The 26980-nt window shown below is 61.0% G+C and carries 21 protein-coding genes; 6 read left to right on the top strand and 15 right to left on the bottom strand.

What is annotated here, in order from left to right:
* Positions 1-86: 86 nt before the first annotated feature.
* Genes Q7T64_RS13540 through Q7T64_RS13520 form a run of 5 tightly spaced genes read right to left on the bottom strand, consistent with a single transcriptional unit; the run spans position 87 to position 7850 of the window.
* Positions 87-821, bottom strand: coding sequence for a hypothetical protein (locus Q7T64_RS13540; protein WP_304796665.1), 735 nt, complete (start codon positions 819-821; stop codon positions 87-89).
* Positions 818-1846 carry an ABC transporter substrate-binding protein gene (locus Q7T64_RS13535; protein WP_304796662.1) on the bottom strand — a complete coding sequence of 343 codons (1029 nt, stop codon included), beginning with the start codon at positions 1844-1846 and terminating at the stop codon, positions 818-820. The genes Q7T64_RS13540 and Q7T64_RS13535 overlap by 4 nt, the downstream gene beginning before the upstream one ends.
* On the bottom strand, positions 1843-3972 hold the full coding sequence (locus Q7T64_RS13530; RefSeq protein ID WP_304796660.1) for an MFS transporter: 2130 nt from the start codon (positions 3970-3972) through the stop codon (positions 1843-1845). The genes Q7T64_RS13535 and Q7T64_RS13530 overlap by 4 nt, the downstream gene beginning before the upstream one ends.
* Positions 3972-4736: a hypothetical protein gene (locus tag Q7T64_RS13525; protein WP_304796656.1), complete on the bottom strand. Its 765-nt coding sequence runs from the start codon at positions 4734-4736 to the stop codon at positions 3972-3974. The genes Q7T64_RS13530 and Q7T64_RS13525 overlap by 1 nt, the downstream gene beginning before the upstream one ends.
* A 24-nt stretch (positions 4737-4760) precedes the next feature.
* Positions 4761-7850 (bottom strand): type II secretion system protein GspD, encoded by a 3090-nt coding sequence (locus Q7T64_RS13520; RefSeq protein WP_304796652.1) that lies wholly within the window; start codon positions 7848-7850, stop codon positions 4761-4763.
* Between the two features lie 464 nt (positions 7851-8314).
* On the opposite strand from Q7T64_RS13520, the gene Q7T64_RS13515 reads away from it, so the two are divergent.
* The 3 genes from Q7T64_RS13515 (at position 8315) to Q7T64_RS13505 (ending at position 11978) form a co-directional block, all read left to right on the top strand.
* Positions 8315-10171 (top strand): 7TM-DISM domain-containing protein, encoded by a 1857-nt coding sequence (locus tag Q7T64_RS13515; RefSeq protein ID WP_304796649.1) that lies wholly within the window; start codon positions 8315-8317, stop codon positions 10169-10171.
* Positions 10168-10905, top strand: coding sequence for a response regulator transcription factor (locus Q7T64_RS13510; RefSeq protein ID WP_304796646.1), 738 nt, complete (start codon positions 10168-10170; stop codon positions 10903-10905). Before Q7T64_RS13515 ends, Q7T64_RS13510 begins: the two co-directional genes overlap by 4 nt.
* A gap of 131 nt (positions 10906-11036) precedes the next feature.
* The gene (locus tag Q7T64_RS13505) at positions 11037-11978 is read left to right on the top strand and encodes a cation diffusion facilitator family transporter (RefSeq protein WP_304796642.1); all 942 of its coding nucleotides are present in this window, start codon (positions 11037-11039) and stop codon (positions 11976-11978) included.
* A gap of 128 nt (positions 11979-12106) precedes the next feature.
* Here the strand turns inward: Q7T64_RS13505 and katG are convergent, their stop codons facing one another.
* Both katG and Q7T64_RS13495 read right to left on the bottom strand, forming a co-directional pair.
* Entirely contained in the window at positions 12107-14305 is a 2199-nt protein-coding gene (gene katG, locus Q7T64_RS13500; RefSeq protein ID WP_304796638.1) for a catalase/peroxidase HPI, read from the bottom strand.
* A gap of 76 nt (positions 14306-14381) precedes the next feature.
* Positions 14382-15878, bottom strand: a complete 1497-nt coding sequence (locus tag Q7T64_RS13495; protein ID WP_304796634.1) for a sensor domain-containing diguanylate cyclase — start codon at positions 15876-15878, stop codon at positions 14382-14384.
* A gap of 622 nt (positions 15879-16500) precedes the next feature.
* On the opposite strand from Q7T64_RS13495, the gene Q7T64_RS13490 reads away from it, so the two are divergent.
* Positions 16501-17802: a diguanylate cyclase domain-containing protein gene (locus Q7T64_RS13490; RefSeq protein ID WP_304796630.1), complete on the top strand. Its 1302-nt coding sequence runs from the start codon at positions 16501-16503 to the stop codon at positions 17800-17802.
* 108 nt (positions 17803-17910) lie between these two features.
* Here Q7T64_RS13490 and Q7T64_RS13485 read toward each other — a convergent pair whose 3' ends face one another.
* The 4 genes from Q7T64_RS13485 to Q7T64_RS13470 all read right to left on the bottom strand — a co-directional run bounded on the left by Q7T64_RS13485 (position 17911) and on the right by Q7T64_RS13470 (position 20725).
* On the bottom strand, positions 17911-18903 hold the full coding sequence (locus Q7T64_RS13485) for a tripartite tricarboxylate transporter substrate binding protein (RefSeq protein WP_304796627.1): 993 nt from the start codon (positions 18901-18903) through the stop codon (positions 17911-17913).
* 135 nt (positions 18904-19038) lie between these two features.
* Positions 19039-19884, bottom strand: coding sequence for a PA4780 family RIO1-like protein kinase (locus Q7T64_RS13480; RefSeq protein ID WP_304796625.1), 846 nt, complete (start codon positions 19882-19884; stop codon positions 19039-19041).
* 77 nt (positions 19885-19961) lie between these two features.
* A complete protein-coding gene (locus Q7T64_RS13475) occupies positions 19962-20375 on the bottom strand; it encodes a hypothetical protein (RefSeq protein WP_304796622.1) in 414 nt (137 codons plus the stop codon).
* 5 nt (positions 20376-20380) lie between these two features.
* On the bottom strand, positions 20381-20725 hold the full coding sequence (locus Q7T64_RS13470) for a hypothetical protein (protein ID WP_304796619.1): 345 nt from the start codon (positions 20723-20725) through the stop codon (positions 20381-20383).
* Positions 20726-20947: 222 nt separating this feature from the next.
* Between Q7T64_RS13470 and Q7T64_RS13465 the strand changes: the two genes are divergently transcribed.
* Entirely contained in the window at positions 20948-22165 is a 1218-nt protein-coding gene (locus Q7T64_RS13465) for a cytochrome P450 (RefSeq protein ID WP_304796616.1), read from the top strand.
* A 46-nt stretch (positions 22166-22211) separates the two neighbouring features.
* Positions 22212-23129: an alpha/beta fold hydrolase gene (locus Q7T64_RS13460; protein WP_304796612.1), complete on the top strand. Its 918-nt coding sequence runs from the start codon at positions 22212-22214 to the stop codon at positions 23127-23129.
* 80 nt (positions 23130-23209) lie between these two features.
* Here the strand turns inward: Q7T64_RS13460 and Q7T64_RS13455 are convergent, their stop codons facing one another.
* The 4 genes from Q7T64_RS13455 to Q7T64_RS18145 form a co-directional block, all read right to left on the bottom strand.
* Complete coding sequence (locus Q7T64_RS13455; RefSeq protein ID WP_304796608.1) at positions 23210-24862, bottom strand: benzoate-CoA ligase family protein; 1653 nt, start codon at positions 24860-24862, stop codon at positions 23210-23212.
* Between the two features lie 293 nt (positions 24863-25155).
* Positions 25156-26457 carry a type II toxin-antitoxin system HipA family toxin gene (locus tag Q7T64_RS13450; protein WP_304796605.1) on the bottom strand — a complete coding sequence of 434 codons (1302 nt, stop codon included), beginning with the start codon at positions 26455-26457 and terminating at the stop codon, positions 25156-25158.
* Complete coding sequence (locus Q7T64_RS13445; protein WP_304796602.1) at positions 26454-26714, bottom strand: transcriptional regulator; 261 nt, start codon at positions 26712-26714, stop codon at positions 26454-26456. The genes Q7T64_RS13450 and Q7T64_RS13445 overlap by 4 nt, the downstream gene beginning before the upstream one ends.
* A gap of 117 nt (positions 26715-26831) precedes the next feature.
* Positions 26832-26966, bottom strand: coding sequence for a DUF2798 domain-containing protein (locus Q7T64_RS18145; protein ID WP_370653327.1), 135 nt, complete (start codon positions 26964-26966; stop codon positions 26832-26834).
* Between the last annotated feature and the right edge of the window lie 14 nt (positions 26967-26980).

The following is a 26980-nucleotide window of genomic DNA, read 5'->3' as shown; positions in this document are numbered from 1 at the left end:
AAGTGAAGTGGGAGCTACGGCCGGCCACCGGTCGGGTGGGAGTTAATGCGGCGCAGCAGCAGCTGTTCCGCGAAAAGTGAAAGACGTCAGTGTGTTTTTGGCGCAGGGGCCCCTCGGTCGTGCAGCCAAAGCGGCTGGTATTGGACCGCTTCGCAGGGGGCGTAATGCAAGCTCGGCCGGCCATCGCGCTCGTCGTAACGTACGCCGCGCAGGCCGGCTGCCAGCGCCGACTCGTGGCCCGAAAAGTCGTCCAGTTCGACATTGCGGCCGGATGCCGCCGGCAACAGGCGCACACGCAAGTCGCGGGTCAGCACCAGCCTGGCCGAACCGCCGTAGACGAAAGCGAAAGCGGCAATGCTGAAGCCTTCGCCCAGCAATGCGCGCAGGCTGGGGGTGTTGTTGGGCGCCGCAGTCACCGCGAGCAAGGAGCGTTGGCAGGCCTGTGCCAGCGCCATCCGCTCGCGGATCAGGCTGTGGTGCAGTTGGCGGTCGCGCCACTCCGGCGCCACCGCCGCGCCATCGAGCACGGCAAATCGATCAAGGTCTTGTTGCGGCACCGCCAGCAACTGCGCCATTTGCGTGACGGTATCGGAACACAGGCTGAGCACGCCATACGCCACCATCTGCTGTCCGGGTGCGAAACAGCCGACGGTGTGGCCCAGCCGGCCCACATGATCAACAAATTGGTCGAGTCCATCTTGCCGCACCAGTTTGCTGTCCATGCTGCGAATCGCGCGCAGGTGCAGTTGGTGCGCAATGCCTGCCTCGTGGGGCAGCAGCGAGCGCCATTCCAGCGCGATTTCCGGCACCGGGATCTTCATCGTATGATCTCCGCGAAGTTGACGACCTTCAGTGGCGGATGCGCATCCAGCTGCGTGGCCACGCTCATGTTCACGATGTAGGAGAAACGCGCGAGCGTCTCGATCGGAATGTCCTGCGGGCGCTTCTTCTGCACCAGGATCTGCTCTGCCTTGTACGCCGTCAGGCGGCCGAGATTCTCATAGCCCGACACCAGGCCGAACAGGGCGCGTCCGTCGCGCAGCATCACTTCAGTGGCGGCGAAGGTCGACAGGCCCTGGGCCAGCGCGGTCTCGGTGATCACCTTGCGCTGGGCGCCGATGAAGCTGTCGGGTCCGAGGTAGAGGAATTGCGGCCGGGCGCGGGCGATTTGTGCGATCAGTTGCGGCAAGGCCGATTCCAGCGGTTTTTTCTGCGCATCCAGCGGCACTGCGAATTCTTTGAGGATAAAGCGGTCGCGCCTGGCGGCCTCGCGCAAGTCCTTCACGACCTGCACCGAACTGGGTTCGCCGGGATTGAACAGTACGCCAAGATCCTTGAGCGGGCGATAGGCCCGGATCGCGGCCAGCTGCTGGTCGAGCGGCACCACATGCGACGCGCCGGTGATGTTGCGGCCGGACGAGGTGCGCTGCGCCACCAGCTTTGCCCCCAGCGGATTGGCGACCATGGTGAACACCACCGGAATGTCGGTCACGTGCCGGGCCGGATCGATTGCGTCCAGTTTGCCGACAACGCCCAGCGTGACCGGGGTGCCCCAGCTGTAGATCAGGTCGGGCTTCATGGCTTTGGCCTCGGCAACGAAGCCGGGCACCTTGGTCGGATCCTGCGCGATGTCGCGAATGGTCAGCTCCAGCGGGATCTTGCGATGCTCGAAGTACGCCTTGAATCCCCTTTCGACCTCGGTCTCGCCACGATGCAGGATCATGAAGATGCGAAATGGACGCGATGACCCGCTCGGTGTCGCTGCCAGCGCGGGCAGGCTGCCCAGCGCCAGCCCGGACAGGCCGGCCATCATCAGATCGCGCCGCCGGGATGCGCGCGACATCATGCCGGGCCTCCTTCCAAAGCGTGGCCGCGGCTATCGGACTTGCGTTTGCCCAGCGCAAACACCAGCAGGAACAAAAGGGCGGTGACGACGGCGAAGCCGCCCAGCACCGCCATCGAGCGGGCTGCGCCATAGAACGCGACCAGGGTGCCAGCCAGGATAGGGCCGAGCGCGCCGCCCAGCCGCTCGATCAAGCGATACACGCCCAGCACCGAGGAAGCACTCGTGGTATCCATTTCTTGCTGTGTGACGCGGGTGACCAGGCCGAGTTGAGCCGAGATGCTCAGCGCCTGTCCGATGCCCAGGGCTGTGATGCCGGCCAGGACCGGCCAGGTAGCGGTGTCGAACAGGATCGCCAGCAAGCCCGCGCCCGAGATCAGTCCGCCGGCTGCCACGGCCCAGACGTGGGCGTCGAGGCGGTCGGCCAGGCGCGCGAACAGCGGGCCCAGTGACAAGGTCAGCACGCCATAGATCATTGCGTAGCGGCCGATCTCCGCCGGCGTGGCCTGCATGCCGGTCAGGATCACAGGCACCAGGTAGATCAGGAAACCCGACAGCAGCAGCTTGGCTGGCACGCCGGCCAGCACGGACACTGCGATGAAGCGATGATTGCGCAGCAAAAGGCCCAGCGATGAAGCGCCGGCCGGCTGCGGCGCGCCAGCGCGCCTGGCGCTGCGGTCGTCCAGCGTGCGCACGGCCAGCAGGCTGGCCAGCACGGCAGTCACGGCGCCCAGGATGAACACCATCTGGTAGCCGATGCGATCGGCAAGGATGCCGCCCACCGCCGGTGCGCAGATTTCCGCCACCATGATGGCCGACACGAAGGCCGCCATGCCCTGGCTGCGATTGGTCGTCGTGGTGTTGTCGACCACATAGCCCTGGCAGGCCATGTACAGGATGGCGTAACCGACACCCGACACCATGCGTCCCAAAAGCAGCAGCAGGAAATGGCCGCCGATGCCGGCCGTGATCAGTCCAATCATCAGCACCGCCGCCCCCAGCACATAACTGCTGCGGCGGCCAAGCTGGTCGGACCAACGGCCCGCGAACGGCAGGCTCAGCGCCACGCACAACAGGTTGGCCGTAATGGGCAGGCTGGCGACCAGGTCCGGGGACAGGCCCAGTCCCGGATCCGGCAGGCTGCCGACATAGATCGGCAGGAAGGAGCGCGACAGCATCTCGGCGAACATGAACAGGAAAGTCAGGATGCGGATCGTTACCACCCGTTGCTGCACCAAACTGCCTGCGATGCCGCCTTCGGCGAACACATAGCGAGCACGAAGCTGCTGCAGCAAGCTGCGGTGGGTGTCATGTCGGTTGTCGCCGGACTGGCCGGCGCCATTGCGCGCAGGTGCGGCATGCACCAGTTCATGGAATCCCTGGTTGACCCTGTCGCCGATGCCGTTCAGACGCTCGGCCAGCGATCCGATCGACTCCTTCACGCTGACCACAGCCTTGTTGCTGAAGTCGCCCCTGGCCATGCGCGCCATCATTTCCGCCACCTGCCGCATTGGCTCCAGGTAGTTCAGGGAAACGATGAACAACAGGATCTCGAAAGCGATCAGCATGCTGGTCAGCAAGACGATGCCGATGTCATAGCGCAAGCCGCTGATGCGTGCGGTCACGAAGGCCTGGTCGACGCCGACGTGGATCACGCCCAGCGTCCTGGCCTGGTGTTCGAACGGGCTTCGGGTATCGTAGAAGACGCGATTGTCGCCGCCGCCGGGACCTGCGGCGACATGCAGCGTGACGGGCTTGCCGGCTTCTTCCTTTGGCGTCTTGCCGATTGCAGCCTGCAAGCGGGCAGCCGACACGCCGGACGCAAACAGGACATTGCCCGCGGTGTCGGTGAGGGCGATGAAACCGAGGTCGGTGTTGTCGCGCAGGACGTCGTCGAAGAACGCCTCTACGCCATTCAGGCGGTCGAACGGAATGCCGTATTCCAGCGCACGCTTGACTTTTTCGCCGAGTGAAATCGACACCGCCTTTGCCTTGAGATCGAGTTCGGGACGGATTTTCTCTTCGATCGTCGACCAGGCAAACCAGGAGACCAGGGCTTGCGACAGCAGCAGGACCAGCAGCGTGAAGCCAAACAGCCGGCGGATCGGGACAATGACCAGTTCGCGCATCAGCGTGTCTCCGTCGAAGCGGCGTTTCCGGACAGTGCAGCGTGTCCGTCCGACAGCTCGCGCAGCGCCGCTTGCGACGTCACCACGACATCCTTGGCCAGCGTCGTGGATTCCGAACTCTCGCCAGCGGGGGCGCCGGACGCCAGCGAGCGTTCGATGCGCTTGAGCCGGCCGGTGGTATTGCGGATCAGCAGGCTGATGCCGGCGATCGCCGCCAGCGCCGTCAGCAGCATGCCGATGCCGGCGGTTTTCCGCAGGTAGGCGCCGACTTCAGCCACGATCCGGTCATGGTCGCGCAGCGAGTAGCGCAGCACGACGCCGCCCACCGGCGCGCCGATCACGCTGGTCAAGCCAGCGCCGATGATTTGTTCGTCGTTCTCCCGCAGCGACCAGCTTTTGGCGCCCTTGCCGGCGATATGGGGGCGCCAGCTGGCCGGTACATTGTCCCCTTCCATCGGAAAGCCGGCATGGAACACAATCCCGCCTTGCTCGTCATGCACCACGATGGCCACGATCGCGGGATTGCGCTGGATCTCGTACTCGACCACGCCCTGCGCATTGGCGATGCCGCGCAATGGCAGGCCCAGCGCCAGCCCCATCTCGAGCGTGGCGTGGATTTCATTGATCGTAAAGCGCGCGCGCGATGTTTCCAGTTCGCCCAGGGTGCGATCGAATTTGCCGAGATTGAGGAATGCGGTCAGGCCGATCGCCATGGTGGCGATCAGCACTACCGGTATCGTCAATTTGGTGGTCAGTCCAGCCATCGGAACGCGGATTTCAATGGGTTTTCAGGGAGCATTCGATGGCAAGTTGATGCCATTGAGGTATTTCGCCATTTCCGGCAGGCGCAAAGCGACGTCGAGCTCGCGAATGGATCGTTCCAGGGTGTCGGCAAACGCCGGGTAGAACAGTTCGCTGAAGTAGAAGTAGCGGCCGATTGTTCCTTCCATCGTGCGCTCCCAGTCCGGGCTGACCTGCTGCATCGAGACCATGCGGCCCGGCAGGAAGTTGTCGAACACGGTGCCGCGCTCGTTGCCGTTATTCAGGATGGTGTTCTTCAGCGCCACCGCAGTCTTGAGTCGCTCCAGGTCCGACTCGTCGTGGATGACGATGGTGTAGTGTTTCTGATCACCATCGACTGGCTGGTTCATGTCCCACAGCAGTTGCTTCCAGGTTTGTCGGTCCGCGCAATCCACGACTTTCACCTCGGCCAGCGGCTCGGTCGCCCACTGCCCGGTACGGGTGGAGGCGCGAGCGAAGCTGAAACGCAGCGTCAGCGCCTTGTTCGGATTTTTCTTGAAGAAGCTTTCGGCCGTCTTGCCATCGCCCAGGCGGCGCATGATTCCGCCCACCGATTCGCGCGAGAACTGGGCGCCCTCGGTGCCTTCGAAGAACATCAGCTTGTCGATATTGACGTTCTCGCCAGCCTTCAGGCGCGACAGCATGCGCGCCATCATGCCCGATACGAAAATGAACTCGCCCGGAACTTTGGTGCCCTGGAACCTGGCAAAGGTTTCAGATTTTTCCAATGCCGGATTACGCGCCATCACCTGGTTGGCGATCGAGCGGTAAGTCAGCAAGCGCCGGTTGAAGCGAATGAACTGGCTGTCGATGAGGTCTTCTGCGCGGATCCGGTAGGCCTCGCGGAACAGGGTCATGTCCGCCATGTCGAAGCGGTCGTCATCCTTGGGCAACTGCGGCTTGGTGGCGCGGAATTCCTCGGTCACGATGGATGGCGTGAGCACGATGATCACTTCACGGCGCGCATCCTTGTTGCTCTCGTACCCGAACAGGCGACCGAGGTAGGGAATGTCGCCCAGGCCCGGCACCTTGTCTTCCTGCTTGGTCTGGTCGCGCGACACCAGGCCGCCGATGATCAGGGGCGTGTTGTTGGGAATGCGCGCATAGGTCTGCACCCGGCGGGTGGAAATCGACGGCGCCGATGCCAGCGTCACGTTGGTGGTCGGATCGATCACCCGCAAGTCCTGTCCCGGTACGGTGGCCGACACGGTGGCGTCGATCAGCATGCTGATTTCCCGGCCCTCCTGGTTGATGCGCGGACGCACGTTCAACAGGATGCCGGTTGGCAGGTACTGGAACGAGAAGGCGACCCGACCGCTGGCGGCGCCGGAACTGGCATCCTTGCTGGTGGCAATTGGTATGTCGGTGCCGACCCGTATCGTCGCTTGCCGGTTGTCCAGCGTCAGCACGCTTGGGCGTGACAGGATTTCTGCCTTGTTGCGGTCGACCAGCGCATTGATGCGGGCAATGAACTGCGATGCATCCGAAGCGGCCGAGTTTTTCAGGATGTCCAGCGCCGTCTGGCCGGCATTCGGCGTCAGTTGTACCAGCGTGCCCAGTTGTACTGCGGCCGTGGCGTTGCGCAGGTTCCACTGGATACCCAGTTCCTCGATGGCTTGCTTGCTGACTTCCAGCACCAGGCCTTCGACGAACACTTGCCGCGCCGGTTTGTCGATCAGATCCTCCAGCACGCGCTTGACTTTGTGGAACTGCTCCGGACTGTCCGGATGGGTCAGCACCAGCAACTGCGTGGTGCTGGACGACACTGTCGGCGCCAGCGGTGTGGCGGCACTGGGAATCATGCTCACCCCCAGCGAATTGGCCGCTGCGGAAGCGCTGCCGCCGAACGAGGAATCACCTTCTTTCGGTGCGGAGCCGACCAGGCCGACATTGCGCGGGTCGGGCGTAGGCATCTTGAAGATCAGGGGAAGGCGATCGTAGTCGATCGAGCTCGGCACTTTGGCCATTGCAGGCTTGGCAGGGGTCGGCGAACCCATGCCGCCCAGGCCGCCGCCCATGCTGCCGCCCAGGCTGCCACCCAGATTGCTGCCCAGATTGCTGCCTAAGCCGCCATTGAACGCACCCCCAAGACCGCCAGTTGCGCCGCCCATCGGCGGCAGCGGAATCAGGCTGCCGGTACCGCCCATTGGCGCCATCGAACCTGCGCTGCTTGACGAGCCCATGGGGGGCATCGACGATCCGCCCGGCAAATCCGAGTCGTCCGAGGATGCGGAGGTACGCGGCAAGCCACGCGGTGCGAGATTGCCTGGCGCAGCGGGAAAGCCGGGCAGGGGCATCATGCCGGAAGCTGCGGGCAAGCCGCCCGCCAGCGGCAAACCGGCGCCGGCCCCTGCTGCGATGCCCGGCACCCACTCGCCGTCGGGTCCTGCCAAGGTGACAGTCTGGGACGGGTTGATCGTGGTGCCAAAGCCGGGCTCGGAAAAACGGCTGCCCTTCAACAGCGGCACATCGCGCCCGCGAAACGAGTCGTCATCTGCCAGGGGCAGTTCTTCCATCACTGCGGAATAGCCCATCGCGCGCAGCGCGAACAGGGCACTGTCGGCGTCGATATAGGAAAGGTTGATCAGGTTGGCCTGCAAGCCGCTCAGTGACAGCTTGCTGCGCACCCGGAAAGTCTCTTCCATCACGCGGCGCACCAGCGGCTCGAATTCGGCTGTGCCGATGTCGGCGTTGGGGCCCAGCACACCGTTGGCCATGCTGCCGCCACTGACGACCAACTGCGGTCCGCGACGCGGGATCGTCAGGTAGCCCATACGGATGTAGTCGGTCTTGCCTGCGGTCTTGCGCGAGACCATGAATGGCGACACCGCGCGATCGGGCAGCGGAAACATTTTCTGGTCGTCCTGTACCCGGCGATAGCCCATTCGCATTTCAAGCTCGAGGGCGATGTCGCTGATCAGGTCGCCGATCTGGTCGTCCGGCATGCGCGGCAAGGGAATCAGCCGCGACTCGGCCCGCATTGCCGCGGCATTGACGATATTGCCCGGGCTACCGGCGTTGGCAGGCAAGCCGACGGGGGCAGCCGAAGCAGGTGCGGCAAAGGCTGGGAAAGGCATGGCCGCAGGATTGAGCCTGGTTCCCGTTTGCGGGTTCTTCGGGAGGGGCTGCTGTGCAAAAGCCGGGGCAATGGATTGGCTTGCAACGCTCAGGGCGAGGTAGGTAACGAGGACTTGCAGACGCCTTTTGGGAGCCGGTTTCATGCTTTTCACAGACAGTGGCTTTCTAGAGAGACAAGGACTTTTTGAGTAGAAATTCGGATCAATGGAAATGCAAATTTCTTGCGCGATTGAATTTCACAAATAGTTGGTCCGGCGCACCTCGGACGCTGGAAATGGCATTCCATTGGCATGGCGGTATGGTTGGCCGCAAGCTCGGGGCCGAACCAGACATATCGCGCAGATAAATCTGTCGCTTTCGTTGCAAGGAAAAAATGATTTTGATGTTGCCGAAAAATGTTGATGTGGCGCAATCTTATTGGAGTTATATTTCGGAACCTTGCACAAGCTTGCAGATAATAAAAATGGCCGTTTCAGGCAGTACAACGAGGCTTCGGAGCCTGTCCCAAGCCGCGATTGAAAAGCTTTCGCAATGCTTTTTCGCCATTGTTTTTTCGCTGTTTTGTTCCAACACACTGGCCGCCGACCTGATCCGGGAGAGTTCCTGGCTGGAGGATCCGCGCGGTGACATGACACTGGAGCAAGTGCGGCAGGGCACGTTTTCGCCGGCCGGAAAAGTTCTGAGCCTGGGGTATACGCGATCCGCGATCTGGGTCCGTTTCACGTTTGACGATTCCGGCCCGCAGCAAGACCTGGTGCTCAGCGTGCTGCCCGCTACGCTTGACGACGTCAGGCTGTATTACCCCGATGGCCGCAGCGTCAAGCTGTCGCGCCGGTTGAACTGGATCGACCATCAGCCGGACCGGACGCCGCTTTACCTGCGGGTGCAGTCGAACGGTTCAATGCTGATATCGCTGTCGCTGATGGCGTACAGCGATCTGAAAGAAGACGAAATTGATCGATCCCTGGTGCTGGGCATCTTCCTTGGCTGTTTTGTTTTTTCGCTCGGCGTCATGCTGTTAATGATGCTGACCAACCGTGAGCGTCTGCACCTTTATTCGATATTGCATATTGTCGTGCTGGGGCTAACCTACCTGAACGCGTTCGGATTCCTGCAGGATTACCAACGCTATACACAAGTGTTCGGTACCCCGGCGGTGGGGAATTTCCTGATTGTCGCGAATGGCTTCCTGACCATCCTGATATTGGGCTCCCTGCTCGATGCAATGGGAATGCCCGCCTGGGGGCGCAGGACCTTCAGGGTAATCCTTGGCCTATACGCACCGCTGTTGCCGCTTTTATTCCTCGTCGACCGGCAGGCCATCCTTTTCCTCGGTGTTCTCGCAATGGCCTTGGTGAGCGTCATTTCCATCCCCATCACGGTAATCGTGTTCAGGCGCCGCCGCAGCGGCCGCTGGCTGGTCGCATCGCTGCTGATCCTGAGCATGCTGAACTCCCTGCGCGTGAGCCTGTATCTGCTGGGGCTGCTGCAACCATCGGAATGGATCGTCAACATGCTGGCATTCCGCTCGGCCACCATGATGGCCACGCTCATCGCATTGATGTGGCTGATCAACATCAGGCAGCAGGAGGCGCTCGGGCACTCGATGCTGGGCGAGATGGAGTCCCGGCAGCGGGCGGCACATGAAAAGTCGATCCGAGAAGTCATGGAGCGGCTGATGATGATGCTGCTGCACGAGTTCAAGAATCCGCTTTCTGTGATCCAGCTTGCGGCAACTTCGCTTGGCAGACGCCTGCAAAACGACCGCGAACAGTCAGCGCGCATTGTCAACATCCAGCGCGCCGTTGATGACCTGAACGCGATTGTCGAGCGCTGCGTGCAGGCCGACCAGATGGCGCTGGGCCTGATGCCCATGAAAAAAAGCCGCTTCGCGCTGGCCGCAACGCTGGACGACCTGGTCCGGTCCCTCGACGCAAACCGGATACGGATTACGGTACCCGCCGGCATCGAACTGCTAGCCGATCCCCATTATTTCAGGATGATCCTGTTGAACCTGCTTGGAAATGCACTGAAATATTCGCCTCCCGACAGCACCGTCGAACTGACGGTCGACGGCGCGCCGGAGGGCGACGCCGGCAGCATCAACCTGACCGTGTCCAACCAGGTCGGCCGTGCGGGCCGGCCCGATCCGGCCCAACTTTTTTCGCGCTACTACCGTGCTGACGGCGCGCGCGGCCAGGCCGGCGCCGGACTCGGCTTGTGGCTGTCGCAGTCGGTCGCCACACAGATGGGCTCCCGAATCCATTTCACTGGCGAGCAGTCAAGGGTCGCATTCAATTTTCGTATGGAGCGCGCATGAGCAGGGGCAGCAAGGCTTCGGTAATACTGGTCGAGGACAATGAGGCGCTGCGCAATGAGCTGGCCCTCTTCCTGACTGATGAAGGCTATGCCGTGCGCGGCGTGGACTGCGGTAGCGAGCTCAACCTGGCGTTGGCCAGCGGCTGTGCCGATATCCTGATCCTCGACCTCAACCTGCCGGAGGAAGAGGGGATCAGCATTACCCGGCGCATCCGCAGCGCGCTGCCGCATATCGGCATCGTGATCCTGACCGCGCGGGTGAGGAGCGTCGACCGGCTTGACGGGTATGCGGCTGGCGCCGACGTATTCCTGACCAAGCCGACGCGGCCGGACGAATTGATTGCGGTGCTGAACAACCTCTTGGTACGCATCAAGGCGCCTGGCGCGGCGCCGAACTGGCAGCTTGACGTCAGCGCGATGGCACTGCAATCGCCAGCCGGCGAGCAGATCGTACTGACCAGGGCCGAGGTCGTCCTGCTGCGCGAAATGGCGCTCACCGGTCAGTGCGTCGAGCATGACCGGCTGATCGCCCTGCTCGGCGATGACGCCCAGCCGGAAAAAGTCAACAAGGCGCGCATCGAAGTACTGATCAGTCGCCTGCGCAGCAAGCTCGACGTTCATGCCAGTCAGGGATTGACCATCAGGGCCTTGCGTGGACAAGGCTACCAGCTGAGCTTGCCCTTGCTGTTGAAGAACCTGCCGGTGGTGCGGGAGAGTGATGCGGAGAGTATATGATTCAGGACGTCTTCCAATGGCAGCGGCCTGTTGGCCTGACGGGTATACACTGAACCAGACAGGCGAGTTCCATGGATGGACGGAAATTTCGCTTGATCGCCTCAAACCCTGGTATCGCAACAAAGACGACGATGAGTGAACATCACAGCCACGCGCACGACCATGCGCACGGCAGCAATGAAAACCTGAGGACGGCTTTCCTGCTCAACCTGGGCTTCACGATCATCGAGATTATCGGCGGATTCTGGACCAACAGCATCGCCATCCTGAGCGATGCGGTGCATGATCTCGGGGATTCCATTTCGCTGGGGCTTGCATGGCACTTCAACCGGCTTTCAAGCCGCGGCCGCACGGCAACGGATACCTATGGCTACCGGCGCTATGCGCTGCTGGGCGGACTGATCACCGGCATCATCCTGGTCGCCGGCCTGGCGTTTGTCGTGTGGCATGCAGTAGCCAGGCTGCTTGACCCGCAACCGGTGAATGCGCCAGGGATGATCGCCCTGGCGGTGGTCGGCGTGATATTCAATGGCGCGGCAGTCCTGAAGGTCCGCCGCGGATCGTCGCTGACCGAAAAAGTCGTCACCTGGCATCTTATTGAAGACACCCTGGGCTGGCTGGCGGTGCTGATAGGCGCAAGCGTCATGGCGCTGTGGGATCTGCCGCTGATCGATCCGCTGCTTTCGATTGGCATCGCTGTTTTCATTTTATGGAACGTGTTCCGCAACCTGCGCAAGGTCTTTGATGTGTTCATACAGCGGGTGCCTGACACGTTCGACATCGAGGCATTCGAGCGTGAAGTCCTGCTGCATCCGAAAGTGATGTCGGTGCACCATACGCATAGCTGGACGGTGGACGGCGAGATGCATGTGCTGACCACCCATCTGGTGATGCAGCGTGATGCCACGCGCGAGGAAGTGGTCGAAGCCAAGACGCTTGTACGGAACCTGCTCGATCGCCGCACCTTCGGACATGTCACTGTTGACGTTGAGCTCGAAGGCGAGTCCTGCGTGGGCGGGGAGGACGCGGGTTACGGTGCCACCGGGCCAGCGGAGCCGTTGAAGCAAGCTTGACGCTGCGAACGCAATGCTTTCGTACGGATTGGTAACTGCAAATGGGGCCAGCCCCGACGCGGGCCCGGATCAGCCGGTACCGCGTCGGGGCAATGTCTTGCAAACCCGTCAAGACTGATGCCACGGGATCATGCAAGGTCGTAGCGATCAAGGTTCATCACTTTGTTCCAGGCCGCCACAAAGTCGCGCACGAATGCCGGCTGCGCATCGCTGCACGCATAGACTTCCGCCAGCGCCCGCAGCTGGGAGTTCGAACCAAAGACGAGGTCCACCACGGTACCGGTCCACTTGATCTCGCCGCTTGTCCGATCGCGCCCCTCCAGCACGCCTGCAGAAGTGGCGGACTTTTGCCACTTCGCGCCCATGTCGAGCAGGTTGACGAAGAAGTCATTGCAGAGTGTCCCGGGCCGATCGGTGAATACGCCATGTGCGGATTGCCCGAAGTTTGCATCCAGGGCGCGCATGCCGCCCACCAGGACCGTCATTTCGGGAGCCGTCAGGCCCATCAATTGCGCCCTGTCCACCAGCAGCGCAGCCGCCGATTCTTCCAGCCCCTGGCCGATGTAGTTGCGAAAGCCGTCCGCGCGCGGTTCCAGTACGGCAAACGCGTCGACATCGGTCTGCTCTTGCGACGCATCGGTTCGCCCGGGCGAGAAGGGCACCGTCACCGCATGGCCGGCCTTCTGCGCCGCTGCTTCGACTGCTGCGCAACCGGCCAGCACGATCAGGTCCGCCAGCGATACGTTCTTTCCGCCTGCTTGCGCGTTGTTGAAAGTCTGCCGGACCGCTTCCAGCGTCTGCAGAACCTTGGCCAGTTCAGCCGGTTGATTGACTGCCCAATCCTTTTGCGGCGCCAGGCGAAGTCGTGCGCCGTTCGCACCACCCCGCTTGTCGCTGCCGCGGAAGGTTGCGGCGCTGGCCCAGGCCGTCGTCACCAGTTGGGAAATGGAAAGACCGGATGCGAGCACCGTGGCCTTCAGCGCGGCAATGTCCTGTTCGTCTATCAATGCGTGATCCAGCGCTGGAACCGGGTCCTGCCACAGCAGCTCTTCCTTGGGTACCAGCGGGCCCAGATAGCGCGCCAGTGGCCCCATGTCGCGGTGCGTCAGCTTGTACCAGGCGCGGGCGAATGCGTCTGCGAATTCCTGCGGATTTTCGCGCAAGCGGCGGGCAATCTTTTCATAGGCAGGATCCATCCTCAAGGCCAGGTCCGCCGTGGTCATCATGGGGGCATGCCGTATTGACGGATCATGGGCATCGGGCACCGTGCCCGCTGCCGATGCATCGCCGGGCGTCCACTGGTGGGCGCCGGCCGGACTCTTGGTCAGCACCCACTCATATTTGAACAGGATGTCCAGGTAGTCGTTGTCCCACTGGATCGGGTTGGTGGTCCACGCGCCCTCGACACCGCTGGTGATGGTGTGCACGCCCTTGCCGCTGCCGAAGGTGTTTTTCCAGCCGAGGCCTTGCTCTTCAATGCCTGCGCCCTCGGGTTCCGGACCGACATATTTGCCCGGATCGGCAGCGCCGTGGCATTTGCCAAAGGTATGTCCGCCGGCGATCAGCGCAACCGTTTCTTCGTCATTCATCGCCATGCGAGCGAAGGTCTCGCGGATATCGCGCGCCGACCCCACCGGATCGGGATTGCCATTGGGGCCTTCCGGGTTCACGTAGATCAGGCCCATCTGCACCGCCGCCAGCGGGTTCGCGAGTTCACGCTCGCCGCTGTAGCGCTGGTCATCCAGCCACTTCCCTTCAGGGCCCCAGTAAATGTCCTCGCCGGGCTCCCAGATGTCCTCGCGCCCACCGGCAAAGCCGAAGGTCTTGAATCCCATCGATTCCAGGGAGACATTGCCGGCAAGGACGATCAGGTCGGCCCAGGAAATCTTCCTGCCGTACTTTTGCTTGATCGGCCACAGCAGGCGGCGCGCCTTGTCCAGGTTGCCGTTGTCAGGCCAACTGTTGAGCGGCGCAAATCGCTGCGCACCGCCGCCCGCGCCGCCACGGCCGTCCGAGATGCGGTAGGTGCCTGCGCTGTGCCAGGCCATGCGGATGAAGAACGGACCGTAATGGCCATAGTCCGCCGGCCACCAGTGCTGCGAATCCGTCATCAATGCGCGCAGGTCCGTGATTACGGCATCGAGGTCCAGGCTCTTGAATTCCTCGGCGTAATTGAACGATTCGCCCATCGGATTGGACAGCGCAGAGTGCTGGTGCAGGACCTTCAGGTTCAGTTGTTCTGGCCACCAGCTTGCATTGCTTGGGCCAGCGCTGAACGGACGCTTTTCGGCATGGCCCGGGAACGGGCACTTTGATTCGGTTGACATGGATTTCTCGCTTGCTTGTCTGCTATCGATTGCGGTGGGGCCGGGGCCGGCCAATGCCAAGTCAAGCGACGCGGCGCTAGCCGGTTGCGGACTCGTACTCGTACTCGTGCGACATCCGGAAGGCGCTGCCTCCCGCTGCCTTGGCCAGATACATGGCCCGGTCGGCGCGCTTGAGGATGTCATCCTCCGGTTCCGGCTGATGACCAAACAGGGTAATGCCGATGCTGACATTGCAGTGGTGGGTGAAGTCGTCAAAGACATAGTCCTGGCTGACGACCTGAAGTATCTTACGGCAGATGACTTGTGCCTGCTTGTCGGCCTCTGCCCGTTGGGCATCGAGTTCACAGAGCATGACGACGAACTCATCGCCGCCCAGCCGGGCGACGGTGTCCTCTTCACGTACACAACTGACAAGGCGCTGGGCCACCTGTTTAAGCAGCAAATCGCCATAGTTGTGGCCATGCGTGTCGTTCAGCGACTTGAAGTTGTCCAGATCCATGAACAGCAAGGCGCTATGACGCTGGTGACGGAAGCTGGCAGCCTGTAATTGCAGCAAGCGGTCAAGCAGCAGGCGGCGATTGGGCAGGTTGGTCAGCGGGTCGTAGAATGCCAGTTTCTTGATCTCTTCCTCGGCCGCCCGGCGCGCCTTCTCTTGCTCCATGACCAATCCGAGCAATATGCGCTGATGCCTCTGGTAGTAGCGCAGGCCGGCCGCGGAAATCAAGGCCAGCAACGCCCATAGCGCCATCGTCGCCAAGGCCTCGCGCCGCCAATTTTCAAAAATGGCGGACGGCTTGCGCGCCACGGCAACCACCAGGGGCCGGTGCATTTTCAAGGCCTTCGGATCGATGGTGCGCTGGGCCATCATGGTGTCGTCACCGGTGGTGGTCAGGCGGCCCTCCAGCAAGGTGCCACGCCGGCCGCTCTCCATGTGGCGGCGAAACAGGCTGCCCGGCTTGTTCAAGTCTGCCCCAAGCAGCTCCGGACGCTGCGGCAAATGGATGATGAGCCGGCCATCACCGTGGGCAAGTGCGGTCCACATGTCGGGCGCGTAGCGTACCGAGTCCAGCAGGATGTTGAAAAAATCCGGGTCGATCGTCGCGGTCACGACGTTTGTCAATTGGCCTTGTGCATTGACTTTCACCCGCAACAGGTTGATTGAAAAAACGCCCAGGATGGTCTTGAATGGCGGCGTAATGTGGAGCACTTCAGGGTCCGTTTGTTGCAGCACTCTGCGCACATATTCCCGGGCTGACAGATTGAGTCCCACAAGCTCTGTCCGGTTGCTGGCGATCACAGTTCCCGAGGGATCCATGACCGTCATGGTGCGCACACCCGGCATGACATCACTGAGGGATTGCAGGCGGCGGTTCAACATGTCCTGCTGTCCGTACTTCTGGGCCTGGATGAATTCAAGGTCCCGGCTCACCGACGTGAGCGCCGAGGACGCTGCCTCTAGCTGACGCGCCAGGTTTTCTGCAATCACGCGCGCCTGGATCGTCAGGCGATCACGCTCGTTCTGGTAAATGGCCTGGCGTTCAGCCAGCAAGGTCCAGACGATGTAGCTGCCCACGGCAAGCAATACAAAAATCAGGCTCCCCCACTGGATGCGTAAGTTTTTGAATATGGTTTGAGCTGGCACAGGGGTTTGGACAGGCGCGGGGAGTTCGGGTGGAAATGCCAGGTTTCAGATTCCGGAACTGCATTGGTACATCACAGGCACATGCAGTCTTTCGTCCTCACCGCCTCGTCGGCGTGATTCGGGCGTAAGCCTGCGGCGGGAGGATTGTAGCCCGAAAATCGTCAGACTCGAGATGTCGCAGGAGATTGCCAAACTGTTATGCGCCTGGCTTTCCGGTCGCGCCAAAAGTGGTGACCCGGCTGACCGTGTTTGACATGAACCGGCAAGGTGTATCTTTTCAGGAGCGACATAACTGCCTGCGCGGGCCAAATCCGGGAGACTTTGTCTTGCAGGACATGATCTTTTCAGTCAGACTCAATTAATTGCCTTACAGCAATTAATTGAGTCAAGCATGAGGCAGAATTTGGACCAGGGGTATGGATTGCGCCAGAAAATCGATCTCGTCGCCGCGCAATTCCCCGTGACGTTTATTCCCTACACCAGTGGCGTTCCTTGCTGATGCACCGGTGCGTTCGATGTTCGCGTCCGCTACGGCTGATGGTATTCTTACCGGATGCAAATAGAGCCCAGCGACGTGCATCCTGATTTTGTCGATCTCCTGCTCGACGCGGTACTTTTAGTCGATGCGCAAGGACGACTGGTCCACATCACGGCTGCAAGCGAACGCATCTTCGGCTATGCCCCGGTTGAGATGATCGGCCGTTCCATGATCGAATTCCTGTATCCGGAGGACCGGGAAAAAACGCTGGCGGAATCGAAGCTGGTGATGGCAGGTCATCCAAGGATCGGTTTCGAAAACCGCTATGTACACAAAGATGGGCGCCTGGTGCACATCATGTGGTCCGCACGCTGGTCCGAGGCCGACCAGATGCGCATCGGCGTGGCGCGTGACGTCACGCAACGCAAGCTTGCAGAAGCGAGGCAGTCAGCGACTTACGCGATTTCCGAGGCGGCGCAGAACGCCGCTGACGTGTCAGCGCTCTCCAGGGACATTTACAGAATCGTGGCCGAGCTGATTCCACTCACCGGATTTGCTGTCGCCGTGGTGGATTCGGAGACGGGACGGCTCGATTTTCCGTACCAGACGGGTGACTGGGATGTGCTGCAGGATCCTTCCGCGAGTCGTTGCTGCACCGAAGTCCTGGGCCTGGGCAAGCCGATCCAGCTGGCGGCCGAGTCAAGGACGAGCGAAACGACATGCCGCATGGCCTTGCCCCTGGTCACGAGCAACAAGAGCGTTGGCGTGCTCATGCTGAGCAATCGTGAAGCCTATTCCAGTGTGGACGCCGAGTTCCTGCACTTCATTTCCGCGCAGATCGCGACGGCGATCGAGCGCAAGCAACTGCATGCAGAGCTGATCAGGGCGGCGCGATATGACGAGCTCACCGGCCTGCCTAACCGCAGGCTGCTGTATGACCGGATCAGGTCTGCATTGGCCAGGGCTCGCCGGAACCAGAGTACGCTGGCATTGTTGTACGTGGATATCGACGATTTCAAGCTCGTCAATGACTCCTTCGGGCATGCGGCGGGCGACGTGTTCCTGCAGGAGGTGGCGGCACGATTGCAGGGCTGTCTGCGTGAAGCCGACACGGTGTCCAGGGTAGGGGGCGATGAGTTCGTCGTCCTGCTAGAGGACGTGCGTGACGCCGATGGCGCCAACGCGATAGTCGAAAAGATCAAGTCGGCCCTCAGCCGGAAAATGGTCGCCAACGGGCCGGCTGTCGCATTGGACGCTAGCGTTGGTATCGCGATCTATCCGGGGGATGGCACAGACGCCGAGCAGCTTCTGCTGCACGCCGACAGGAAAATGTACCTGCACAAGCGCAAGCGTTCCCGGGTGCCCGGCGCAGAGTGAATTGGCGTCCTGAAAACGTTCACGGCATACGCGCACGGCATACCGTCATGACCTGCAAATCCAGCCGCCCCGCTGCGGCCGGGGCGAGGGCTGGATTTTGCGGATTGCCTAGCGTGCCTTGAGGTTCTCTTCCTTGACGATTTTCTCGTAGCGTGCGGATTCGGACCGCATGAACGAGGCCAGCTCGGCCGACGTGCCGCCGACAACATCCATGCCCATGTCGGCGATGCGCTTGCGCGTCGCGCTGTCCTTCAGGATCGCCTGCACTTCATTGGACAGCTTCTCGATGATCGGCGCCGGTGTTGATTTTGGCGCGAGCAGTGCATAAACGGATGCGGATTCAAAGCCGGTCAGGCCTTGTTCCTGCAGCGTGGGTACCGACGGCAATACCGGCGAGCGCTTGCTGCTGGCAATGCCGATTGCGCGTACCTTACCGGACAGGATCAATTGAGCCACTGACGATTGCTGCCCGAGCAGCATGGTGATCTGGTTTCCCATTAACGCAGTCAGTGCCTCGGTGGTTCCCTTGTACGGCGAATGGATCATCTGGATCCCGGTTGCGCGCTTGAGCATCTCGGACGCCAGGTGCGGCTGCGTGCCAACGCCGGGCGACCCGTAGCTGATCTTGGTCGGGTTGGCCTTGGCATAGGCAACCAGTTCCTTCAGGTTGTGTGCTGGCAGGTCGTTGCTGACGAGCAGCACATTGTCGATGCTGCTCAGCATCGAGATCGGCGCGAAGTCATTGGCCGTGTCGTAACGCAAGTCCGAGAAAATATGCTTGTTGATGACCAGCGGTCCGGTTGGCGCGACCACCAGCGTGTAGCCGTCCCCCGGTGCGCGGGCTGCCAGCTCCATGCCTATGCCGCCGCCTGCACCCGCCTTCGAATCGGCAAACGCCGCTTGTCCCCAGCGCGCAGTGAGACCAGTGCCAACGATGCGCGCCAGCGTATCGGTCGGGCCGCCGACAGAATAGGGATTGATGATGCGAATGGTCCTGGACGGATAAGCCGCTTCGGCAGGTGCATTGGATTGCGCAAGTGCGGCGGTCGATGCCGTGATGCCGAACAACAGCGTGACGAGCAGGCGGGATACTACTTTCATTGGGACTGTCTCCTGGTTTGATGCGTGCAATCTCATGTTGCGTGGTCGCACGACGGATGATGGATGCCAATAAGTTCGCAGAAATATTTCCATCGGTCAACTGTCGCTGCCGCTCCCAAGCCATTGCGCGAGCACTCAGTCCTGATGCAAACGCTGCAGCCGCTCTTGTTCTTCCTGCCGTGCGATGTCTATTTCGCGCAGCACCGCACCGACGTCGGCCGGCCGCGTTTCCGGCGCAACCTGGCCGGTCAGCACCGTTTCGGGGCGCAATAATCCGGCACTGTACAGCGCCCAGATTTCCCGGCCGTACTGGTTGTGCAAAAGCTCGGGCGCAAAACGGCCCAGGCAGGCATTCAGGTTGGCGACATCGCGCTCCAGCATGGCGCCGGCTTCGGTATTGCCGGCCGCGTCGATCGCCTGAGGCAGGTCGATGATGACCGGGCCGCTGGCGTCGACCAGGATATTGAATTCCGACAGGTCGCCGTGGATGATGCCAGCGCACAGCATCAGCACGACTTCGTGCAGCAACTGCGCATGGAAGGCGCGCGCCTGTTCGGGGCTGAGCTCGACGTCGTTCAGGCGTGGCGCGGCGTTGCCGGCGCCATCGGTGACGAGCTCCATCAGCAGCACGCCTTCGAAGCAGATATACGGCACCGGCACCCGCACGCCGGCAGCGGCCAACCGGTAGAGCGCATCGACTTCGGCGTTCTGCCAGACTTCCTCCTGCATCTTGCGGCCGTAACGGGTTCCTTTTTCCATCGCCCGCGCCAGGCGGCTGTTTTTTACCTTGCGTCCTTCCTGGTAGGACGCCGCCTGCCGGAAGCTGCGCTGGCTGGCTTCCTTGTAGACCTTGGCGCAGCGCACATCGTCGCCGCAGCGCACGACATAGACCGTGGCTTCCTTGCCGCTCATGAGCTGGCGCATGACAGTGTCCACCAAGCCCTCATCGATCAGGGGCTGGAGACGTTTCGGGACTTTCATCTGGTTGGTGGCGGCGGGGGCAATGTGGGGGTGGGCGGATAGTACCATCGCACGCATCCGGCCAGCCTCCATTGGCATCAGGAAAACCAGCGCAAGAAGGCAGCGGCCGTGAGCGCTGTTGCAGCGAGCGTAGCCAGAGCGCGCCAGCTCGCTTGCTGCGCTTGCTCGCTCCAGCGCTCGCCACGATAAAGAAAGGCTGCGGCCAACAGCAAGCCCGTCGCCGTACAGGCGATCTTGACCAGCAGCGCGGCGATGGCGAGACCGTGGATATCCGGGAAGCGACCGTAATACAGCCAGCTGAGGCCGCCGAAGGCGCCGCCGCTGGCAGCTTGCGCGGCCCATCCCACCAGCATTGTCCATGACAGTCCGCGGCGCATACGCATGGACGCCGGCTTCATCCACACTGCGCCAACAGCGCTGCCGACCACGGCAACGGCGCCGAAATTGTGCACTACCTGAATTGCCGCATAACCCAGGTTTTGCAGATCCATGATGGCTAGCTGACGGTTACCTTGACGCAGGCCTCGACGCCGATCGGGGTGTGGGCCTTATTGACGACCTTGATGCAGATGTCGTGTGGCCCAGGCGCCATGGGCGCCAGTTCGTAGCTGCCTTTGAGCTGCCGCAGGACGGCCACTTCGCGGCCGTCCACGTAGAGGTGGGTATGGTCGCCCTTGGGGCCTGGAACGACTTCATACGTCACCTTGGCCTGGTCCATGGCGTCGATCCTGGCGCCGCTTCCGGGGGCGGTGATTTTCACCGATGCACCTTGTGCAGCGCCGGCCTGTGCGTAGGCAAACAGCAGGGCGCCAAGGATGGGATATACAGACGAAATGCGCATTGCGACCTCCTTTGAACGAGGACAAACCGAGCACGCTTTATTCGACGCACGAAGTGCGCAGGAGTTCGCAGCGACGCAAGGGCGGGTCCGCAGGACACAACACGAACAAGCATTCGCAGCAACGTCGAATGCTGCCGATTAGCTTCTAATAGAAGCTTCTTGACTTAGCAAATTGCGTTGGCTACCCTTTATGATTGCCACAAGCCTTGCAGGAGACATTCAATGCAGTCAGCAATCGCCGCCCAATCCGGACTTCCCATGTCGGATGTCGACCCATTTTCCCTTGAGTACATCATGGATCCGTTCGCCGCCCATGAGCAGCTCCGGAACCTGGGGTCGGTGGTCTGGCTCAATAAATACAATGTCTGGTTCCTGACCCGGTACGAAGAGGTTCATGCGGTCCTCAGCAACCCCAAAACCTTCTGTTCAAGCAAGGGCCTGGGGCTGACCAACTACTATTTCGAAAAGCCCTGGCGAGCGCCCAGCCTGTTGCTGGAGGCGGACCCGCCCGAGCATACCAAGCGTCGCCAGGTGATGGGGCGGGTACTGTCGCCGGCCAACATCCGGAAACTGCGCGAGGGTTTCGAGCAAGAGGCGCGGGCCCTGATCGATCGCCTGATGGAAAAGGAGATCGTGAACGGTGCGAAGGACCTGTCCGAGGCCTATATCCTGAAGGTGTTTCCAGATGCGATTGGCGTGTCGCCGGAGGGGCGGGAAAACATGCTGAAGTACGGCCTCATGGTGTTCAACGCTTTTGGCATCCACAATAAAATTTTCGAGGATTCGGTGAAAGACGCCGAACCCGTCATCAGCTGGATCATGTCGTGCTGCGAACGCGACCGGCTGTCGAAGAACGGGATGGGCGAACTGGTCTACCAGGCGGCCGATGCCGGCGAGCTGCCGCAGGACGAAGCGCTGATGCTGGTCCGGTCTTTCCTTTCAGCGGGTGTGGACACCACGATCACCGCCATCACCAATATCCTGTATGCCTTCACACAATTCCCTGGCGAGTGGCAGAAGCTGCGCGCCAATCCGGCATTGGCCAGGCAAGCGGTGGAAGAAGGCCTGCGTTATGAAACGCCGTGGCACCATTTCTGCCGGACCTCAACGGAAGAGACGACGATTGCCGGCGCCCCGATCGCCGCAAAGCAGAAGATCATGCTATCGATCGGCTCCGCCAACCGCGATCCAAGGAAATGGGATAATCCCGACGTCTTCGATATCAATCGTATTGCCCATGGACAGCTCGCGTTTGGCACCAATATCCACGGCTGCGTCGGTCAAATGCTTTCCCGGCTTGAAAAGGAAGTCCTGTTCACCGAACTGGCCAAGCGTATCGAGTCCATCGAGCTGGCCGGCGAGCCAACGCGCGTCGTCCACAATACAATGCGGATTCGCTCGAATCTTCCGCTGAAACTGAAATTCGCAGCAAAAGCATAATTTCCGAATGCGTCGTGCAAGGGCGCATCAATTCAATTCAAAAATCATGAACACATCAACACCGAGAACACCGCTTGTCCCCTCCGAAAGCTTTACCGCCCGCATGTCGGATGGCGCGGAAATCGCCGTGCGGCGGCACGGCAACAGTAGCAAACCGCGCCTGATCATCAGCCACGGCAACGGCTTTGCCATCGACGGTTACCGCGTATTCTGGGAACCCTTGCTGGACAAGTACGACGTGGTCTTGTTCGACATGCGCAATCACGGCCAGAACGCCCCGACTGGCGCCGACGGCCACAATTACAAGCAGATGGCGGCCGATCTTGGCACCGTGCGCGATGCGGTCGCCAAACAGTGGGGCGAAAAAACCACGGTGGGCGTATTCCATTCGATGACAGCGCGCGCCGCCATGAAGCAGGCGGTAGAAAACGGCTGGATTTGGGATGCACTGGTCCTGTTCGACCCGCCCAGCGTGCCACCGCGCGGGCATCCGGTGTATGAACTGATGCGCGGTTTCGAGCTGAGGCTGGTGGAATTTTCAGCCAACCGGCCAGACACCTTTGCCTCGGTCGATGCGCTCGCCGACGCCTATCGGGAGGCGCGTGCATCGAGCAGTTGGGTGCCGCAGGCGGCGGACGACATGGCGCAATCGGTGCTGCGCCAGCTGCCCGACGGCACGATGAAACTGGTTTGCCAGCCGGAGCTGGAAGCAGCGATTTACCTGGCCGCACTGACGCTCGACCTGTGGCCTGCCGCCTCTGCCTTTGGCGGTCCGGTCAAGCTGATCGGCGCCGACCCGGAAGCAAAGAAAAGCCCTACTGCGCGCGCCAACCAGGCGCTGGCGCAAGAGCAGGGCTATCTGTATGAAGCGGTCAGCGGCACCGGCCATCTGCTGCAGATCGAAAAGCCCGAGGAGAGCCGCGCCGCCATGCTGTCGTTCCTGACAGACCTGGGTATCTTCTAAGCCTGCACGAAATCAACCAGGTAGCGCTCCTGCAATGCGTGACGCACTGCAGGAGCGGCTTCTCCATTGCCGCCTTCAATTCATTTCAGCAGCGACTCCTTCAAGGCGTCCCGCAACGATTTGCGGCTGATCTTCATCAAGGGTGTGCGCGGCAAAGCGTCCATGAATTCGATCTTGTCCGGCACTTTATAGCCGCCGATACTTGACCGGATCATCTCCATCAATTCCGCGGCAATCGCGTCGTGTTCGGACGTCTGTTTCCTCAGCACCACGAAGGCGCGCGGAACCATCATGCCGTCTGATGCCTCCACGCCGATGACCGCCGCTTCCAGCACCGCCGGGTGACCGGTGATCACGGCTTCGACTTCGGTCGGCGACACCCACAGTCCCTTGACCTTGAACACGTCGTCACTGCGGCTGGCAAACCAGAAATAGCCGTCTTCGTCAAAATACAACTGATCGCCCGTGCGCACCCAGGGGCCGTGAAAGGTGCTCTGGGTCTGGTCGAGCTTGCGCCAGTAGTAGAAGCATCGCGTAACGCTGTTGACCCAGACATCACCGACCGTGTTGGGCTCGGTAATGTCCTTGCCCTGATCGTCCGTGAGCTTGATCTGCACGCCGAACACCGGCTTGCCGAGGCTGCCACGGCGAAAATCTTTTTGCCGGTTGGCGATCCATTCGTAAGTGATTTCGGAACTGCCGATCGAATCCATCAACTCGATCCCGAATGCCGCATAAAAGCGCTCGAACAATTCCGGCGCCATTTTTTCAGATGCCGCGACAACAAACTTGAGCGAGCTGAAATTCGGCTTTTTCTCCCTGGCCTCGACTTCTGCCAGCAACAGCTTGATGAGAGTGGGCACCGTAATCAGCTTGTCAGGCTGGGTCCGCTCGATGAGCTCGATCAGTGAACTGCCGGTAACCGGTTCGCGCGTAATGACGGAAGTCGCACCCCAGTACAAGGGGATCAGTACACCAGGCCAGAGACCATGCGTGAATGATTTTTTGGAGGTCGCATGCACGACATCATTCTGCTCGTAGATCCAGAATGCGCCGTGGCGTTGCGGAACGATTTCGAGGTCATGGGTTAAGTGCGTGACACCCTTGGGTGTTCCGGTGGTGCCACCTGAATAGAACATGTAGCAAAGGTCATGGCGGTGACGCAAGACGGGCTTGAAGTGCGTTGCCGCGTTTTTCCTCAAGTCGGCGATCTCTGTCACGACGACGGCGGCCGGGACTTTTCCCTGGATTGCCGCAGCCGAGCCACGCACCAGGATGCATTCCAGCGTCGCAGGAATTTGATCCGCGATCGATGCCAGCTTGGGCAATTGTTCCTCGTCGATGAACAGCGTCGACGCGGCGGTGTCCTCCAGGAAATATTTCAGGTGATGATCCTTGTGGGCATCGGACACGACCACGGGAACAATGCCGCTGCGCACGGCGCCAAGCCAGGCAGCGATGTATTCGATGCTGTCGGAGCCGAACATCAGCATGCGCGACTCGCGCCGGCATCCGGCTGCTGCCAGCCCGGATGCAAAGCGACAGGTTTCCTCAAGCAGTGCCCGATATGAAAGTTGGTCCTGGTCGCAGATCAGGGCGGTTTTTTCAGCAAGCGGACCGTTTGCATGGCGATCCAGGTAATTGCTGGTCGGGTCCAGGTAGTCGGGACACGTGGGGTCCTGCCAGGCTTTCCAGTCTTCGGTGTAGTAAATCGGCAAATTGTCGTTTGACATGGTTTCCAGTGTGATTCGCATTTTATTGTTGGCTTGGTCCGTTGCATCAGTGCTGGTCCGGTTTGCGATCGATTTGCATGCATCAAATCCCCCGGCTGCGCAGCCCGGGGAATGTGTCCGATCGCCATCGGGAAGCGCGTCTCCTCGCGTCCCCGTCCGGCTGGCACATCTTCCAAGAGCATTTCAAATTCTGAAACTGCATTGGACCGACGTACCCCATTATCGAATGGGCATGCATGGATTATAGAACTGCTCGATGCCATCGAAGAAATCCGTGCAATTGACCCTGTGCGTCATATCGGCTTTGGACCGGCCAGCAATCGCTTGGCCATCTGCTTCACGTTGCTGCCGGTATGCTGGATGATCCGTTGGGCAAGCGTCTTCTGGCGGGAATCCACGTAGGGAAGAATCTCGTTGGCTGCCGCAGCAATTGCGGCCGTGACTTGGCTGGCCATGTCGGTCGCGATCCTGGTGAGGAATCTTGGCGCCACGCCGATCGATTTCGCTAACAGCAGCAAATGCGCGCCGGTCATTTTTCCGGGCTCTGACTCATTGCCGATGGAGAAGGCAAAATCAGGACCCAGGCCGGCGTAGACCCGGGTGTTCATCAGGTCGTAGAACGGCGCCAGCCGCAATCCTTCGCTGGTTGCCAGCAGGGCGAGGTTCTTGGCGTGCGAGTCGTTATTGCCGACGTAGAGATTGAAGAACAGCCAGCGCAGCAGCGTGCGCCGGTCCACGGCCGGCTGTGCCGACATGGCGAGCAGGTCGTAGCAATCCTTGAAGCTTGGTCCGCCGTCATGTTCGTATTTCACGTCTGACGGCGTGCCCAGCATCTGGCAAAAGTCGGCCTGCCACAAGCGCGTCAATCTTCCATCGGCGGCGGGCACGCGATCATAACGTTGCACCAGGCATGCTTGTGTGACCGGCTGATAGGAAACCGTTGCCGTGGGGAGATTGCACAGGGCCCCCGCGCGCATCACGATTGCTTCATTTACTGCCGAGGCGAACACCTTGATATCCGGTCGAACCATGTCGGGCTTCAGGATATGCGTAGAGGGGGAGGTTCCCATCGGACGGTGCGGCATGCCGTCCGGGGTGACGAGCAGAAGCATCTTGAACTGCGCACCGGATATGGATATCCGTGGCGCGGGCATGCCGGCCGCTGCGGCTTCAATTGCCTCACGCTCCCTGGCGCTCGCAGCGTCCGCATGGACAAGGGCGTTCACCTGCTCCCAAGTGAGATCCTGATAGACCGCCTTGGCCGGCTGCTGGTTTTCTGGGACCAGCACGACTGACCCAGCGGTATCTCCGCCTACTTTCGCGAGAAGGCCGAAGATCGATGACACCTGGTACCGCATGCCGATCAGCTTGCGTTGCTCGCCTTCCGGGAGCAGATTCTCGAAGAAGGCATGCAGGGCGGGCGTGGCGATACGACCCGGTAAGAGCGGGATTTCCGGATGCAGGGCCACGGCGCCTGGCGCGAGGATCCATTCGTGGGCGTACTCGAAGGACAATGGATCTGTCGGATAAAGGGTGCCAATGCGGCCTTCTCCCACGTAGACCCAGAGGCTGGCCGGTAGCGCTTGCTGGTTCATGGGCTGCCTTTTTTCCGGATCACCACTTCAAGGCCGAGCTGGGCGAGCACGTTGAATACTTTCTGCAACTGGATCGTCTGCTTGCCTTTTTCCAGGTCAACCATGAATCGGTTGCCCAGGCCCGTGACGCCGCTGACGTCGAGCTGCGTGAGACCTTGTCCCTTGCGGACTGCTTCGACCAGATTGCCAAGCTCTGCAACGTTGCGGATAGGGGCGGGGAGATGTCCCTTTCTTTGCAAGTCACTTTGTTTGTTCATGCGTGCCTCATTAATTACCCGATCGGTAATATTGTAGGGCCTTGGGTGTTGCGGTCAAGTTAAAATTACTGATCGGTAAAAAATAAGGGGGGATGTGGAAAGTAGCCTGCGAACAGATCAGTCATCGCTCACCATGCGATGAACAAGCCGGCGTACCAGCGGCGCAGTAAATAGCACGGCCGGAAAGCCAACCATCCAGGCGGCGAGCCATGCACCGAGCCAGATATTCAGGAAGTTCGGGGTAAAGCCGATGGCGTGCAGAGTCG

The sequence above is a fragment of the Lacisediminimonas sp. genome (assembly GCF_030645335.1).
Classification (GTDB): domain Bacteria; phylum Pseudomonadota; class Gammaproteobacteria; order Burkholderiales; family Burkholderiaceae_D; genus Lacisediminimonas.
This window is presented reverse-complemented; position numbering and strand designations above follow the sequence as displayed.

Bases quoted from the DNA above. Each gene is read 5' to 3' on its own strand.
- Q7T64_RS13540 (WP_304796665.1), bottom strand. From the start codon at position 821: ATGAAGATCCCGGTGCCGGAAATCGCGCTGGAATGGCGCTCGCTGCTG.
- Q7T64_RS13535 (WP_304796662.1), bottom strand. From the start codon at position 1,846: ATGATGTCGCGCGCATCCCGGCGGCGCGATCTGATGATGGCCGGCCTG.
- Q7T64_RS13530 (WP_304796660.1), bottom strand. From the start codon at position 3,972: ATGCGCGAACTGGTCATTGTCCCGATCCGCCGGCTGTTTGGCTTCACG.
- Q7T64_RS13525 (WP_304796656.1), bottom strand. From the start codon at position 4,736: ATGGCTGGACTGACCACCAAATTGACGATACCGGTAGTGCTGATCGCC.
- Q7T64_RS13520 (WP_304796652.1), bottom strand. From the start codon at position 7,850: ATGCCTTTCCCAGCCTTTGCCGCACCTGCTTCGGCTGCCCCCGTCGGC.
- Q7T64_RS13515 (WP_304796649.1), top strand. From the start codon at position 8,315: ATGGCCGTTTCAGGCAGTACAACGAGGCTTCGGAGCCTGTCCCAAGCC.
- Q7T64_RS13510 (WP_304796646.1), top strand. From the start codon at position 10,168: ATGAGCAGGGGCAGCAAGGCTTCGGTAATACTGGTCGAGGACAATGAG.
- Q7T64_RS13505 (WP_304796642.1), top strand. From the start codon at position 11,037: ATGAGTGAACATCACAGCCACGCGCACGACCATGCGCACGGCAGCAAT.
- katG (WP_304796638.1), bottom strand. From the start codon at position 14,305: ATGTCAACCGAATCAAAGTGCCCGTTCCCGGGCCATGCCGAAAAGCGT.
- Q7T64_RS13490 (WP_304796630.1), top strand. From the start codon at position 16,501: ATGCAAATAGAGCCCAGCGACGTGCATCCTGATTTTGTCGATCTCCTG.
- Q7T64_RS13485 (WP_304796627.1), bottom strand. From the start codon at position 18,903: ATGAAAGTAGTATCCCGCCTGCTCGTCACGCTGTTGTTCGGCATCACG.
- Q7T64_RS13480 (WP_304796625.1), bottom strand. From the start codon at position 19,884: ATGAAAGTCCCGAAACGTCTCCAGCCCCTGATCGATGAGGGCTTGGTG.
- Q7T64_RS13475 (WP_304796622.1), bottom strand. From the start codon at position 20,375: ATGGATCTGCAAAACCTGGGTTATGCGGCAATTCAGGTAGTGCACAAT.
- Q7T64_RS13470 (WP_304796619.1), bottom strand. From the start codon at position 20,725: ATGCGCATTTCGTCTGTATATCCCATCCTTGGCGCCCTGCTGTTTGCC.
- Q7T64_RS13465 (WP_304796616.1), top strand. From the start codon at position 20,948: ATGCAGTCAGCAATCGCCGCCCAATCCGGACTTCCCATGTCGGATGTC.
- Q7T64_RS13460 (WP_304796612.1), top strand. From the start codon at position 22,212: ATGAACACATCAACACCGAGAACACCGCTTGTCCCCTCCGAAAGCTTT.
- Q7T64_RS13455 (WP_304796608.1), bottom strand. From the start codon at position 24,862: ATGTCAAACGACAATTTGCCGATTTACTACACCGAAGACTGGAAAGCC.
- Q7T64_RS13450 (WP_304796605.1), bottom strand. From the start codon at position 26,457: ATGAACCAGCAAGCGCTACCGGCCAGCCTCTGGGTCTACGTGGGAGAA.
- Q7T64_RS13445 (WP_304796602.1), bottom strand. From the start codon at position 26,714: ATGAACAAACAAAGTGACTTGCAAAGAAAGGGACATCTCCCCGCCCCT.